This is a genomic window from Paenibacillus sp. 102 (genome assembly GCF_039549175.1).
Lineage (GTDB): Bacteria > Bacillota > Bacilli > Bacillales > Bacillaceae_G > Bacillus_A.
In genome coordinates, this window is record NZ_JBCGHT010000001.1 from 1,106,222 (window position 1) to 1,120,740 (window position 14,519).

General features: G+C 38.0%; 14 protein-coding genes. 5 read left to right on the forward strand and 9 right to left on the reverse strand.

Annotation, left to right across the window (positions count from 1 at the left end):
* Positions 1-92: 92 nt before the first annotated feature.
* From accA to dnaE, 5 genes are all read right to left on the reverse strand, one after another.
* Positions 93-1,067, reverse strand: coding sequence for an acetyl-CoA carboxylase carboxyl transferase subunit alpha (gene accA, locus AAIE21_RS05815; RefSeq protein WP_343265863.1), 975 nt, complete (start codon positions 1,065-1,067; stop codon positions 93-95).
* Complete coding sequence (gene accD, locus AAIE21_RS05820) at positions 1,055-1,924, reverse strand: acetyl-CoA carboxylase, carboxyltransferase subunit beta (RefSeq protein ID WP_343265864.1); 870 nt, start codon at positions 1,922-1,924, stop codon at positions 1,055-1,057. The genes accA and accD overlap by 13 nt, the downstream gene beginning before the upstream one ends.
* A 258-nt stretch (positions 1,925-2,182) precedes the next feature.
* A complete protein-coding gene (locus AAIE21_RS05825) occupies positions 2,183-2,827 on the reverse strand; it encodes a FadR/GntR family transcriptional regulator (RefSeq protein ID WP_343265865.1) in 645 nt (214 codons plus the stop codon).
* A gap of 14 nt (positions 2,828-2,841) precedes the next feature.
* The gene (ystJ, locus tag AAIE21_RS05830; RefSeq protein WP_343265866.1) at positions 2,842-4,080 is read right to left on the reverse strand and encodes an NADP-dependent malic enzyme; all 1,239 of its coding nucleotides are present in this window, start codon (positions 4,078-4,080) and stop codon (positions 2,842-2,844) included.
* Between the two features lie 103 nt (positions 4,081-4,183).
* Entirely contained in the window at positions 4,184-7,513 is a 3,330-nt protein-coding gene (gene dnaE / locus AAIE21_RS05835; protein ID WP_343265867.1) for a DNA polymerase III subunit alpha, read from the reverse strand.
* 117 nt (positions 7,514-7,630) lie between these two features.
* On the opposite strand from dnaE, the gene ytrH reads away from it, so the two are divergent.
* Positions 7,631-7,969, forward strand: a complete 339-nt coding sequence (gene ytrH / locus AAIE21_RS05840) for a sporulation membrane protein YtrH (RefSeq protein WP_343265868.1) — start codon at positions 7,631-7,633, stop codon at positions 7,967-7,969.
* Positions 7,966-8,469: a sporulation membrane protein YtrI gene (ytrI, locus tag AAIE21_RS05845; RefSeq protein WP_343265869.1), complete on the forward strand. Its 504-nt coding sequence runs from the start codon at positions 7,966-7,968 to the stop codon at positions 8,467-8,469. Before ytrH ends, ytrI begins: the two co-directional genes overlap by 4 nt.
* A gap of 40 nt (positions 8,470-8,509) precedes the next feature.
* On the opposite strand, the gene AAIE21_RS05850 is transcribed toward ytrI, so the two are convergent.
* Positions 8,510-9,442, reverse strand: coding sequence for a DHH family phosphoesterase (locus AAIE21_RS05850; protein ID WP_343265870.1), 933 nt, complete (start codon positions 9,440-9,442; stop codon positions 8,510-8,512).
* Between the two features lie 387 nt (positions 9,443-9,829).
* Between AAIE21_RS05850 and AAIE21_RS05855 the strand changes: the two genes are divergently transcribed.
* Positions 9,830-10,135 (forward strand): YtpI family protein, encoded by a 306-nt coding sequence (locus tag AAIE21_RS05855; RefSeq protein ID WP_343265871.1) that lies wholly within the window; start codon positions 9,830-9,832, stop codon positions 10,133-10,135.
* A 22-nt stretch (positions 10,136-10,157) separates the two neighbouring features.
* Here AAIE21_RS05855 and AAIE21_RS05860 read toward each other — a convergent pair whose 3' ends face one another.
* Together AAIE21_RS05860 and AAIE21_RS05865 are read right to left on the reverse strand one after the other, a co-directional pair.
* Positions 10,158-10,418, reverse strand: coding sequence for a DUF3949 domain-containing protein (locus AAIE21_RS05860; RefSeq protein WP_343265872.1), 261 nt, complete (start codon positions 10,416-10,418; stop codon positions 10,158-10,160).
* 403 nt (positions 10,419-10,821) lie between these two features.
* Positions 10,822-12,135, reverse strand: a complete 1,314-nt coding sequence (locus AAIE21_RS05865; RefSeq protein ID WP_343265873.1) for a DRTGG domain-containing protein — start codon at positions 12,133-12,135, stop codon at positions 10,822-10,824.
* A 247-nt stretch (positions 12,136-12,382) separates the two neighbouring features.
* Here AAIE21_RS05865 and AAIE21_RS05870 point away from each other — a divergent pair, with 247 nt between their 5' ends.
* Complete coding sequence (locus AAIE21_RS05870) at positions 12,383-12,541, forward strand: hypothetical protein (RefSeq protein ID WP_343265874.1); 159 nt, start codon at positions 12,383-12,385, stop codon at positions 12,539-12,541.
* A 41-nt stretch (positions 12,542-12,582) separates the two neighbouring features.
* Here the strand turns inward: AAIE21_RS05870 and AAIE21_RS05875 are convergent, their stop codons facing one another.
* A complete protein-coding gene (locus AAIE21_RS05875; RefSeq protein WP_343265875.1) occupies positions 12,583-13,266 on the reverse strand; it encodes a metal-dependent hydrolase in 684 nt (227 codons plus the stop codon).
* A gap of 148 nt (positions 13,267-13,414) precedes the next feature.
* Between AAIE21_RS05875 and pepQ the strand changes: the two genes are divergently transcribed.
* Positions 13,415-14,512, forward strand: a complete 1,098-nt coding sequence (gene pepQ / locus AAIE21_RS05880) for a Xaa-Pro dipeptidase (RefSeq protein WP_343265876.1) — start codon at positions 13,415-13,417, stop codon at positions 14,510-14,512.
* Positions 14,513-14,519 lie beyond the last annotated feature (7 nt).

Below are 14,519 nucleotides of genomic sequence, written 5' to 3' on the forward strand. Positions count from 1 at the left end.
AAAATAACATGAAAAAATATAAAAATACAATGGAGAAGATGTGTCTTTTCATAATAAAAACGTGCATTCGCGAAGTGGAACGCACGTTTTTATTATTTTATCCAAATGGAAGCGTTTGAAAACGAAACTTGCCCAATTTTCATATATTTTTCATAACGTTTTTCGATTAATTCCTCTTTCGAAATACCGTTTATTTGTTGGAAAGTTTTTCCGATCATTAGATCAATATTTTCAGACTGTTTTAAAATATTACGATGTGCACCACCACGTGCTTCTGGAATAATTTCATCGATTACACCTAATTCTTTCAAATCCGCCGCCGTGATTTTCATCGCTTCTGCAGCTTCTTTTGCTTTTCCTGCATCTTTCCAAAGAATCGCTGCCGCTCCCTCTGGTGTAATAACAGAATAAGTGGAATTTTCTAGCATATGAATGTAATCTCCTACTCCAAGACCAAGTGCACCACCGCTACCGCCTTCACCAATAACAATACAAATAACAGGTACAGAAAGGCCCGCCATTTCAAATAAATTACGTGCAATAGCTTCACTTTGTCCACGCTCTTCAGCTGCTTTACCAGGGTAAGCACCTTTCGTATCAATGAAACAGATGATTGGACGATTAAATTTCTCCGCTTGCTTCATTAAACGTAGCGCCTTCCGATATCCTTCTGGATGAGGCATTCCAAAATTACGACGAATATTTTCTTTCGTATCTTTCCCGCGCTGGTGCCCGATTACTGTTACAGGCATTCCTTTATACTTCGCTATGCCGCCGACAATCGCTGCATCATCGCCAAATAGACGATCTCCATGACATTCAAAAAAATCAGTAAATAAGTGCTCAATATAATCGAGCGTTGTCGGTCTCTCTGCATGACGAGCAATTTGAACACGGTCCCACACTTTCATATTGCCGTATATTTCTTCCTCTAGATTTTCTAACTTGTCTTCCAAGATACGAATCTCCTCACTGAAGTCCATCTGGCTGTTTTTCGTATAGTCTTTCAGTTCACGAATCTTATTTCTTAGCTCAACAACTGGTTTCTCAAATTCTAGCTCTGCCATATAGCCGTTTCCCCTCCTTGATGAACTTCTAAAATCTTACGGAGTGAATCTTTCATATCATCGCGATGCACAACTGCATCTAATTGACCGTGCTCTAGTAAAAATTCTGCCGTTTGAAAGTCTTCTGGCAGCTTCTCACGCACTGTTTGTTCAATTACACGTCTACCAGCAAAGCCGATAAGTGCACCTGGCTCTGCAAGATTATAGTCACCAAGTGAAGCAAAACTCGCCGAAACACCGCCTGTCGTCGGATGAGTCATAACAGAAATAAATAATCCTCCAGCATTGCTATGCTTTTTCAAAGCTACGCTCGTTTTTGCCATTTGCATTAAACTTAAAATACCTTCTTGCATACGCGCACCGCCCGATGCGGTAAAGATAATAAATGGAACTTGCAATTCGTGTGCTTTTTCAACTGCACGTGCAATTTTTTCTCCTACAACAGAGCCCATGCTGCCCATTCGAAAACGAGAATCCATTACTGCAATCACAACCAGCATTTCGTCAATTGTTCCTTCACCTGTCACAACCGCTTCATTTAATTCTGTTTTCTTGCGATCACTCTCTAATTTTTCTTCATAACTTGGGAATCCAAGTGGATTTAACGAAACCATCTCTTTGTCATACTCACGAAATGAACCTTCGTCTAATACACTATCAAGGCGTTCCCACGCATTCATAGGATGATGATAACCACAGTTTACACATACTTTTAAATTTTTAAGAAGCTCTTTTGTATACATGATTTTCTTACATTTCGGACATTTTGTCATAACACCGTCCGGCACATCTTTTCGTACTTGTTCTGAAGGAATTGCAGCGTACTTTTTCTTTTTTACGAATAAATCTCTTAGCACAATTTGACCCCCTTTGTTGAGAGCTAAGGTTAGGGTAGGAAGAAAACGGGGCTAACACCAAAGATCGATGTTAGCCTTGTCTTCCCAATCTGTCTATAGAGGATGTTCAAAAGATCCGATAAAGACAGCTACTTAGCTCTCTTTATCCCCTCTATTTGAACACACACTCATAACCTCTCTCTTTACGTTTAACTTTAACCGCTATGCGATAGATTGTTTGTCATAACGTGTCATGGTCATTTCGACAAATTTTATACATCACGAGTGAAACTGTAAGTTTTCCATTAATTCATCATAAATTTTTAGCGCCTCTTCTTCTTCTTTCGCGTATAGCGCTTCATAGAGCTTTCTATAAATTCCTATAGATTCTAGTGAAATTTCATAAGAAAGAGTCGCAGCGTAATCATTTACAATTCTCCAAATTCGATATAGTAAATAATTATCCACTTGTTCAATAAGTGTTTTAAAAAATGTTTGATGAAACTCCTGGATGGAACTCTCGTCCTTTTTAAGAACCTGTTGCAACATACTTAATACACTAGAGAACGTTTCTTTCGGTAAATCACATACGATTCGAAGAACATCTTTTTCAAGCAATCGTTTCGTCTGTAATAAATCACGAATCGTTTTCTCATCTTGTAATAAAAATGGCGCAATTAATTGAACAAGACCATTATCATAGAAGTTTCGAATAAATGTCCCTTCGCCACGTCTTGTTTCAATTAATCCTACGAGTTCTAAAGCTCGCAATGCTTCCCGTACAGATGAACGCCCAACAGTTAAGCGCGTGCTTAACTCACGCTCAGATGGTAAGCGATCACCTGCTACTAAACCATCCTCTTCCATAATGGAACGGATTTTCTTTACAATTTCGAGATATACTTTTGTATTTGATGATGTCAATAGAAATTCCTCGCTTACTCTTTACCAATCAGCGCTAATTGTTTTGTTTTCTCAGCGATTTCATTTGGATCTACTTGACGGCGAGCTACTCCTGTCTCCATCGCAGCTTTCGCAACGTAAGCCGCTACCTGAGGCGCTACACGCGCGTCAAATGGTGCCGGAATGATATAGTCTGCATTCAGCTCATCTGCCGTTACAAGCTCTGCAATGGCCTCTACAGCTGCCATTTTCATTTCCTCATTAATCTGAGTCGCATGTACGTCAAGTGCACCACGGAAAATACCAGGGAACGCTAGTACATTATTTACTTGGTTCGGGAAGTCAGAGCGACCAGTTCCAACAACAGCTGCGCCCGCTGCTTTCGCCAATTCTGGCATAATTTCTGGAACCGGATTCGCCATTGCAAAAATAATCGCATCGTCATTCATTGTACGAACCATTTCTTCAGTTAATGCACCTTCTGCAGATACACCAATGAATACGTCCGCACCTTGTACAACATCAGCTAAAGAACCTGCTTTGCGATTCTTATTTGTATATTTTGCAACTTCATCTTTCACCGGATTCATACCGACAGGACGATCTTCATAAATCGCACCTTTTCGGTCACACATAATAACGTCGCGTACACCATAGCGATATAAAAGTTTAATAATTGCAATACCTGCTGCACCTGCGCCATTTGCAACAACTTTAATGTCAGACATTTTCTTTCCAACTAATTTCAGCGCGTTTACAAGGCCAGCTACTGTTACGATAGCCGTTCCGTGTTGATCATCATGGAACACAGGAATATTTGTTTCTTTTTTCAAGCGTTCTTCAATAATAAAACAATTTGGTGCTGCGATATCTTCTAAGTTTACACCGCCAAAAGTCGGCTCCATTAATTTTACAGTTTCAACAATTTTATCTACATCGTTTGTATTTAAGGCAATTGGGAATGCATCTACGCCAGCAAAGCTCTTGAATAATACCGCTTTACCTTCCATTACTGGAAGAGATGCTTCTGGTCCGATGTTACCAAGACCAAGTACAGCTGTTCCGTCCGTCACAACTGCTACCATGTTTCCCTTCATCGTATATTCATATACCTTACTTTTATCGTCATAAATTGCCTTACAAGGTTCTGCAACCCCTGGAGAATACGCAAGACTTAAATCTTTAGCATTTTCTACTTTTACTTTTGATACAGTTTCTAATTTTCCTTGATGCACTTTATGCATGTGAAGTGCTTCTTCACGAAGTGTTGACAAACTATCCACTCTCCTCAAATTATTCTTGCTGATATCATTCTCTCCAAGTGGTCTGACCACGAACACTATTACTATAATAATCGAACTAGAGGGAAGTTGTCCATTATATTTTCAATACGACGTTTTCCTCACCGATTATTTCACGAAGCGCTCCTAAACATTCTTCACTTGGATGAATTGACAAACTACGAGACAATTGTACCATTTTATGTTCCTTTTCATAATAAATTAGTACTTTCGTAAAACCTGAATAGTGAAATAATATTTTTGTAACTTGATTTAACAACTTCTTTTCATACTGTGATGGTAGCTTTACATAAATCGATGCTTCTTTCATTTCATTGTAAACATCCATTTGTTCTAATGGATAAAGGCCGTTCACAATCCATTGCAATTTATGATTTCGCTGTTCAATCGTCCCTTCCACTAATACAATGGCACCTTCTTGTAACCTCTCCGAAAAATGAATATACGTCTCTGGGAAAACGACCGCTTCCATTTCATCATTTTGATCACAAAACGTGACGAACGCCATTTTTTGCAATTTTTTCGTCCGAATGACTTTTACACCTGTTATATAAACAATGGCACGTTGTACTTTTCGCTTTTGCCTCATCGCTTGCGCAAGCGACGGAATTTCTAGTTCTTTTACAAGCTTTGCATACTGCGCCGTTGGATAACTGGACAAATAAAAGCCAAGCGCTTCTTTCTCATTATTTAATTGTTCAATAAATGATAGCTCTTCTCCTTGTACATATACAGATTTTGGGACACTATCTTCCCCTAATTCACGCGCAAGACTTGCATACTCTAGAGCACCCTTCATACTGTTAAACAAAGTTGTTCGCGAAACTTGAAAATCATCGAAACAGCCAGCCCAAACAAAAGCCTCTAAATTGCGCTCCGTAACAAACTTTGCTGGCATGCGAAGACAAAATTCAAATAAATCTTGAAATGGATTTCTTTCTCTTTCCTCAATCACCGCGGTTACTGTAGCCATCCCAATATTACGAATCGAAAGCAAACTGTAGCGAATTGCATTCCCTTCTATTCGGAAATTGTAGCTACTTCTATGAAGAGACGGTGGTAAAACACGAAAACCTTTGCGCTTTGTTTCGCGTATATATTGCACAATCTTATCTTCGTTCCCAATCGCACTTGATAACAATGCAGTCATAAACTCTAACGGGTAATTCGCCTTTAAATAAGCCAATTGATATCCGATCATACTGTACGCTACCGCATGACTTCGGTTAAAACCGTAATTCGCAAATCTAACAATTAAATCATAAATTTGTTCAGCTGATGTTTCGTCATATCCATTTCGTAAACAACCTTGTACAAAATGCTTTCGTTCCTGATCTAAAATATCACGATTTTTCTTACTCACGGCACGGCGGAGCAAGTCAGCTTCTCCAAGTGAAAACCCGGCTAATTTCGAGGCGATTTGCATAATTTGTTCTTGGTAAACAATTACGCCATATGTGCTCTTTAAAATCGGTTTCAAATCATGGTGTAAATATTGAATTTGGCGCTTTCCGTGTTTCGATTCAATAAAGGTTGGAATTTGCTCCATGGGTCCTGGACGATATAAAGAGTTAACCGCAACAATATCTTCAAACTCATTTGGTTTTAAACTACGTAATACATTCCGCATTCCTCCAGATTCAAGCTGGAATACACCTGTTGTATCCCCTTTTCCAAGTAACTGGAATGTCTTTTCATCTTGAAGAGGTAAATTTCGTATATCAATTTGTTTCCCGGTTTTATTCACAATAAACGTAAGAATGTTTTCAAGTAACGTTAAATTACGTAATCCTAAAAAATCCATTTTCAACAGGCCAAGTTCTTCTAACACTTCTGCTGGGTATTGCGTTACATATACATCATTATGCCCTTCTTGAATCGCAACGCTTCCTGTTAATGGCTCCTGACTCATTATGACTCCTGCCGCATGAATAGACGTATGACGCGGCATACCTTCGACGCGCTTCGCAATTTCAAAAACACGCTCATGCACGAGATTTCCTTGTACAAATTCACGAAGAGAACCGGATTCTTCATACGCTTCTTTGAGCGTGATTCCAAGCTTTGACGGAATCAGTTTTGAAAATATGTCAATGTCCCTCGGCGGAAGCCCCATTACACGAGCGATATCCCTGATTGCTGCTTTTGCAGCCAAAGTCCCGAATGTCACAATTTGAGCAACACGAAGCTGACCATATTTATCTTTTACATAACGAATCATCTCATCACGTCTAATGTCCGGAAAATCAATATCAATATCTGGAAGCGTAACACGTTCAGGATTTAAAAATCGTTCAAAAAGCAAGTCGTATTCAATTGGATCAATATCTGTGATTTCTAACACATAAGAAACAAGCGAACCTGCTGCTGAACCACGGCCCGGTCCTGTTAAAATTTCATGTTCATGTGCGTATTTCATAAAATCCCAAACAATGAGGAAATAATCGCTAAATCCCATGCGAGAAATAACATCGAGTTCGTGATTTAAGCGCTGATTATGTATCTCTTTTGGTACACCGTAGCGCTTTTTTAATCCCTCTTCACAAATGCGACGTAAATAAGCATCACTCGTCTCATTAGATGGCACAGGAAACTTCGGTAATTGATTCACATGAAATGGAATTTCTACACGGCAACGCTCCGCAATTAAAGCTGTATTATGAAGAGCCTCTTCCACATGAGAAAATAAAGCTGCCATTTCAGCCAGTGATTTCAAGTAATACTGATCTGTTTTGAGCCTCGGTCTATCTGGGTCAGTCATCTTCGTTCCGCTCTGAACAGATAACAAGCACTCCTGCACAAGCGCATCGCTTTGGTTCACATACCGGACATCGTTTGTCGCAACGACTGGAATGTTCATCTCGCTTATAAATTGCGGTATTGTCTCTTGCAAGAATAATTCATCTTGAATCGCGTGATGCTGCAAACTCATATAAAAGCTGCCAAACATATTTTGATATGTTCGAGCTACTTCTTCAGCAATCTCATCTCTTCCTTGCAATAATAATTGTTCAATTTCCCCATCTTTTCCTGGAGAAATCGCAATCAACCCTTTTGCATAATGAGCAAGCCACTTTTTCGGAATTCCGTCTTTAGACTTAGTCATGATGGTGCTAGAAATTTTCAATAAGTTTTGATAACCTATTTCATTTTCTGCCAGTAATACGAGCGGATAGGACTGCTCCTCTTCCTCACTAAAAACAGAGGCTGTTAATCCGATAATAGGCTGTATGCCATTCTTCTTACATGCTTTATAAAACGGAATGACTCCGTACATGACATTTTCATCTGTAATCGCAAGCGATGAAAACCCAAGCTCTTTCGCCCGAACGACAAGTTCATCAATTTTACAAGCACTTTTTAACAAACTATAAACGGTTTGACATTGTAAATGCACAAACTTCACTGTTGTACCCTCTCTTTATCTATTTGACTACTTTCATTATAGGTGATGCAGAAAGCGGAAATCAAAACATACTTCTTATACTTTGTCCATATACATGAAGGTGAAAGGGGAATGACGATGGATGTAAGACAAATTACTTTTTTCTCTCTTCTTATCATTAGTTACTTTATTGCTTTTGGGGTTATACTTGGTGGCTCATTAATTGGAGGCATTGGTGCATTTCTTATTGGACAGCCTGCCCTCACTTCAATTAATCAATTCGCACAAAATTTACGAATTTGGGCGCTCGTCGCAGCAATTGGTGGAACTTTTGATACATTTTATAGCTTTGAAAGAAGTTTTTTTGAAGGAGATATGAAAGACATTGTGAAACAAATTTTACTTATATTTTTTGCAACAGGCGGCATGCAAACCGGTCTTATTATTATTAAATGGATTACACAGGAACATGTATGAGGGTCCCAAACACGTCCACTTCCAAACGATGGTATTTATTTTTAGGTGGCGCCGCTGTTGGGGGGGTTTTAAGCTGGTTTATTTTTTTGTACATATATGGTGTTTTTCAGCAAGAACAAACCAGTAAAATAGAGGAACAAAAGCAAATTATTAGGAAACAGGAAGAAAAGCTTCGTGTTCTCCTTGACGATCAGGACAAATTAAATAAAGAAAACAAACAGCTATTAACAATTCAAGAAATTAAAATTAAAATTGTAAATGGTGATAAATATGATTTAGACAACCTAACTTTAGAAAACATTACAACTTCCATTCATAATGACTTACAGCACCTCTTAACAAAAAACATACAAAGCATTGCGCAAAATAAAGAGTTGCTAAAAAAAGTAATTGAAAATAAAGCATATAAACATTATGACCGAACATACCGCTTTAAAGTCGACACAATTTCCTTTGATACAGTACTTGAAATTAGCATCAACATAAAACAAGAAAAGTAGAGCTATCACGCTCTACTTTTTCCTTTTAACATCAATATATTTACTTACAAATCTCACGTAAGTCTGCGAAAAGGCGATCCGCTTCTTCCCAAGAAGATGCTTTCGCTCCAGAAGCCATCGGATGACCTCCGCCATTATATTGCATCGCTAATTTATTAATAACAGGCCCTTTTGAACGAAGACGAACGCGAATGACATCGTCTTCTTCTAAAAATAGAACCCACGCTTTTAATCCATCAATATTACCAAGCGCTCCAACAACACCAGATGCCTCTGAAGAAAGCACTTCAAACTCTTCTAATACTTCTTTTGTCAGCTTAATATAAGCTGCACCTTCTTCTGTCATCGTAAAGTTTTGTAAAATAAATCCATTTAAACGAGCGATTTTTTCTTTCGTTTTATACATTTCGTTATATAATGCCGGAAACTCAACGCCCATTTCCACAAGCTCTGCTGCAAATCGTAATGTTCTTGCTGATGTATTTGGGAATAAGAAACGCCCTGTATCTCCAACAATCCCAGCTAAAATAAGACGAGCCGCTTCTTTTGTGATTGTTAAACCTTTATCTTTTCCGTAAGAATAAAACTCATAAATAAGCTCACTTGTAGAACTTGATGTCGTATCCACCCACGTAATGTCTCCGTATGGATCTTCATTTGGGTGATGATCGATTTTAATGAGCATTTTTCCTTTTGTATAACGCTGGTCACAAACACGCTCTTGGTTCGCTGTATCACAAACAATAACAAGCGCATTTTCGTAAGTTTCATCATCAATTTCATCCATTACTCGTAAATACGATAAGGAAGGTTCATTGTATCCAACCATATAAATCTTTTTCTCGGGAAACGATTCTTGAAGAATTGTTCCAAGACCACACTGAGAGCCTAATGCATCTGGATCCGGACGCACATGGCGGTGAATAATAATCGTATCAAACTCTTTAATTGCTGCTAAAATTTGTTCATGCATATGTATAGTCTCCTTTTTATCAATTTCTATAAAAAATCTCACTTTATTTTTCATTATAACGTAAAACAATTTATACACAGAAAGAATTGCTTTATAATAATAATGTGAAGATTCTGGTAATATTTTTCTTTTCTCTACGGACCCCTCATAATTCGTGGAGTTACACGATATAAATCCAGTTTGTTTTTCCACCACCTCAGTCTCGGCTATGAAAACAAAAGGGACTCTCCACTCATTCCCTACCTTTGTTTTCACTCGGCATGGGGCTGAATCGGGAACTGACCGCTTCTATACTTGGGCGGACGCTCTCTTCCACCTAAAAAGAAGGGTTTTATATCAGTTTTTTATTTAGAGTTACCTATATAAAAAATAATGGAGGATTGTATCATGCCAGTATTAGTCTTTTGTATTATCATCTCATTTATGTTGTATCTCTTCTATAAAACAAAATATTTTCGTACAAATCGTCCAATGGAAAAAGGATGGCTTGCTGGAAAATCCGGAATGGCGCTTGGCGTATTCGTTACGTTATTTGGTGCAAATCAGTTTTTCTTAGAACTCTCTACCGCGCGTATTATCGTTGGCGTATTATTTGTCTTATTTGGTGGTGCAAGCATTTTTAATGGATTCCGTCAATATAAACATTTCTCGCCCCTTGCAATAGAGGAAGCAGAGGCCTATGAAACAATGTAATCATGCAAAAAGCATCAGCCATTCATGCTGATGCTTTTTTGCGATTCTTTATTTTTAAAATCAAATAGGCAACAAATGCAGGTGGGATATTAAAAGGGTTTCCTTGCACGTGAAAATGTAATTGTTCTTCTTCAAAAGACATATTTTTATATAGTTCTTGTTGTGAACGTCTCGTTCTTTGTCTTTGTTCATTTAATCCTTGAATATAAAGATACTGAATCGGTATCATCGCAAGAAAATAAAATAATGCCACACCGCCAAAAAAGAGTAACTCTGATGACATATGGAACACCATCCTTTTTTTCTTTATATATATTAATTGTCTGATAATTAAAGTATACTACAATTTAATTACCAAATGAAGGGAATATGTATCCGTTTTTAACAGTATTTCCAACAGAAGTCCCTTCTTCAAACAACTCGTAAGAGTGTTAAGGAGGGGTCATTCACTGTCCCTACATAGCAGCAACGGCTATGAAACCAAAAAGAGCTCCCACTCATTTCTCCTCCTGTCCTCACTCGGCATGGGGCTAAAACAGGCACTGACCGCTTCTACACTTCGGCGGATCCTCTCTTCCAATCTAAAAAGAGTGGTTTTATATCTCTATTTCAATTTTTATGTATACATAAAAAAGCTGAATGAATCTCCCTCTAAAAAGGGTTCTTCACTCAGCTCTTTTCTATACTTATCGATCAATTAACTGCACCATTAATAGTGCTTTTCCAACAACTTCTCCTCCGTGACGCACTTCCACATCTACCTTGCCAAATTTACGACCGATTTCTAATACCTTAGGATGCACAGAAACAACGTTGTCGATTTGAACTGGCTTTACAAAATAGATTGTTAAATTCTCAACAATCGAATCGCTTTTCTTCTGCGCACGAATGGCACGATTCGTTGCTTCTGTAACAACTGTTGTAAATACACCATATGATAATGTCCCAAATGAGCTTGTCATTTGTGGCGTCACAGAAAATTGATAACTATGGTCGTTCTTTGCTTCTTTCGGCGTCACAAATTGATTTGTAACGATATCCTCAATTGTCTCCCCAACTTGCGGTTGACGTTGAATCATTTGCAACGCCTGAAGTACGTCTTGACGGCTAATAATCCCTTGCAGATGATTGCTTTCATCGACAACAGGAAGAAGCTCAATTCCTTCCCATACCATCATACGTGCTGCTGCTGCAACAGACATTTTCCCATTCACTGTAATCGGTTGCTTTGTCATCACTTTTTCAATTGGTGTTTCTTTTACGATACCAATCATATCTTTTGAAGTAACAATCCCTAATACCTTTTTATTTTCATCTACAATTGGATAACGCCCATGCATCGTTTCTTCATTATACGCATGCCATTGCTCTACTCTATCAGTAGGTTTTAAATATAACGTCTCTTCAATTGGCGTTAAAATGTCTTCAACAAGTACAATTTCCTTTTTGATAAGCTGATCATAAATCGCACGGTTAATAAGCGTCGCCACAGTGAACGTATCATAGCTACTTGAAATAATCGGCAACTTTAATTCATCTGCTAGTTTTTTCACATGATCTTCTGTATCAAATCCGCCTGTAATTAATACGGCAGCGCCCGCTTCTAACGCTAGTTGATGTGCATTCGTACGGTTACCGATAATTAGCAAGTTCCCCGCTTCTGTATAGCGCATCATCGCCTCTAATTTCATGGCCCCAATCACGAATTTATTTAATGTTTTATGTAACCCTTCTCTTCCGCCAAGCACTTGTCCATCAACAATATTGACTACTTCGGCATATGTTAGTTTTTCAATATTTTCCTTTTTCTTTTGTTCAATTCGGATTGTTCCGACACGTTCAATTGTACTAACATATCCTTTATTCTCTGCATCTTTAATCGCACGATAAGCTGTTCCTTCACTTACACTCAAATCTTTTGCAATTTGACGCACAGAAATTTTATGCCCTACTGGCAGGTTATTAATATGTTCTAAAATTTGATTATGTTTGGTAGCCAAATGGTTTCACCATACTTTCTTTTCCCTAAATTCTTCATGTGTTGTATTTTTAGTATACTATATTTCCAAAACTGTTACACTGTACTTTTATGTACCTGTACTATTTTTTTTATAACAAAAATGCCCCTTACATTCCATCAGTCATATTCTTACAAACGTGTAATGCTATTGTCACCCTATTCGATAGTTTGTTCCTAATTTCAGATGTACAATAAAAACAAGAAATCAAACAAAGGAGCGAATAAAAATGAAAAAATTTTTAGAAGTTGTAGGTGCTGTATTTTTAGCTTTCGTTGATGGTAAAAAGATTGCGATGGAATTAAATGAAGAACCAGAACAAGCATTACCAGAAGTAAAAGAAACACCTAAACAAGCACATACTTTCAAACCTATTTTACACACATAAAAAACCCTTCACTTGTCTTTTCAAATGAAGGGTTTCTTTTTTTATAGTGTAATACTTTCTCCAGCTTCTAATACCTTTCCTGTACTACTCGTTAGTTTTTGTACAAAAAGATGCGGATCCTGTTCAATCAATGGGAACGTATTATAGTGCATTGGCACAACCGTTTTTGCTCCAATCCATTCCGCAGCTAACACCGCATCCTCTGGCCCCATTGTAAAATTATCACCAATTGGTAAAAATGCTAAATCAATATCATTAAGAGAGCCGATTAACTTCATATCAGAAAATAAAGCAGTATCTCCCGCATGATACACTGTTTTTTCTTCTGCCGTAACTAAAATTCCAGCTGGCATTCCTGTATATGTAATCGTCTGATTTTCTTCATCAATATAACTAGACCCATGGAATGCTTGTGTAAATTTTACTTTTCCAAAATCAAATACATGTGATCCACCGATATGCATCGGATGCGTATTCACACCTTGCCATCCTAAAAATGTTGCCAGTTCAAACGGTGCCACAACAACTGCATTATTTTTCTTCGCAAGCGCTACTGTATCGCCAACATGATCACCGTGACCGTGCGATAAAATAATTGCGTCTACCTGTACATCTTCAGCCTTTAAATCTGTTTTCGGATTACCCGTTAAAAACGGATCAATTAAGATGACCTTCCCATTCGTTTCGATCTTTACAACTGAATGTCCATGATAAGATACTTTCATCTTTATATTCCTCCCTTGTTTACATTCACACCTTCTATTCTACATAATTTCACAATTCCCTGTCTTTTCAAACAGCGATTTACTTGTCATAACGCTTTCATCCGATGTAAAGTAATACATGTAACTGAAACCCTGGAGGTGCCAATCTATGAATACTAGATTAGAAAACTTAATGCAATGGCTACAAGAACAAAATGTGGAAGCTGCATTTTTAACTTCTACACCAAACGTCTTCTATATGACAAACTTCCATTGTGAACCACACGAAAGGCTACTCGGTCTATTTGTATTCCAAGAAAAAGAACCCATTTTAATCTGTCCTAAAATGGAAGAAGGACAAGCTAGAAACGCTGGCTGGGCGCACGAAATTATCGGATTTACTGATACAGACAAGCCATGGGATATGATTGCAAAAGCAATGAAAGATCGCGGTATTGATGCAAATGCAGTGGCAATTGAAAAAGAACATTTAAATGTAGAGCGCTATGAAGAATTAACAAAATTATTCCCAAAAGCATCTTTCAAATCTGCGGAAGAAAAAGTACGCGAACTACGTTTAATTAAAGACGAAAAAGAACTATCTATTTTGCGTCAAGCAGCTTATATGGCAGACTACGCTGTTGGAATTGGTGTAGATGCAATCAAAGAAAATCGCAGTGAATTAGAAGTATTAGCAATCATCGAGCATGAATTGAAGAAAAAAGGCATCCATAAAATGTCCTTTGACACAATGGTACTAGCAGGCGCAAACTCTGCCTTACCACACGGTATCCCAGGAGCAAACAAAATGAAACGTGGTGACTTCGTACTATTTGACTTAGGTGTAATCATTGATGGTTACTGCTCTGATATTACACGTACAGTAGCATTTGGTGATATTTCTGAAGAACAAACGCGCATTTACAACACTGTACTCGCTGGCCAATTACAAGCAGTTGAATCATGTAAACCAGGCGTTACACTTGGCGAAATTGATAATGCTGCTCGCTCTGTTATCGCCGATGCAGGTTACGGAGAATTCTTCCCGCACCGCTTAGGCCACGGGCTTGGCATTAGCGTACACGAATATCCAGATGTAAAAGCAGGCAACGAATCACCATTAAAAGAAGGTATGGTCTTCACAATCGAACCAGGTATTTACGTACCAAACGTAGGCGGCGTTCGCATTGAAGATGATATTTATATCACAAAAGACGGATCAGAAATTTTAACGAAATTCCCGAAAGAATTACAGTTTGTGAAATAAGGAAAAG

What these genes read in the sequence shown, in the direction of transcription:
- AAIE21_RS05875 (WP_343265875.1), bottom strand. Translation starts at nt 13,266, where the DNA reads ATGAAAGTATCTTATCATGGACATTCAGTTGTAAAGATCGAAACGAAT.
- AAIE21_RS05860 (WP_343265872.1), bottom strand. Translation starts at nt 10,418, where the DNA reads ATGTCATCAGAGTTACTCTTTTTTGGCGGTGTGGCATTATTTTATTTT.
- pepQ (WP_343265876.1), top strand. Translation starts at nt 13,415, where the DNA reads ATGAATACTAGATTAGAAAACTTAATGCAATGGCTACAAGAACAAAAT.
- AAIE21_RS05870 (WP_343265874.1), top strand. Translation starts at nt 12,383, where the DNA reads ATGAAAAAATTTTTAGAAGTTGTAGGTGCTGTATTTTTAGCTTTCGTT.
- accA (WP_343265863.1), bottom strand. Translation starts at nt 1,067, where the DNA reads ATGGCAGAGCTAGAATTTGAGAAACCAGTTGTTGAGCTAAGAAATAAG.
- ytrH (WP_343265868.1), top strand. Translation starts at nt 7,631, where the DNA reads ATGGATGTAAGACAAATTACTTTTTTCTCTCTTCTTATCATTAGTTAC.
- ytrI (WP_343265869.1), top strand. Translation starts at nt 7,966, where the DNA reads ATGAGGGTCCCAAACACGTCCACTTCCAAACGATGGTATTTATTTTTA.
- AAIE21_RS05850 (WP_343265870.1), bottom strand. Translation starts at nt 9,442, where the DNA reads ATGCATGAACAAATTTTAGCAGCAATTAAAGAGTTTGATACGATTATT.
- AAIE21_RS05855 (WP_343265871.1), top strand. Translation starts at nt 9,830, where the DNA reads ATGCCAGTATTAGTCTTTTGTATTATCATCTCATTTATGTTGTATCTC.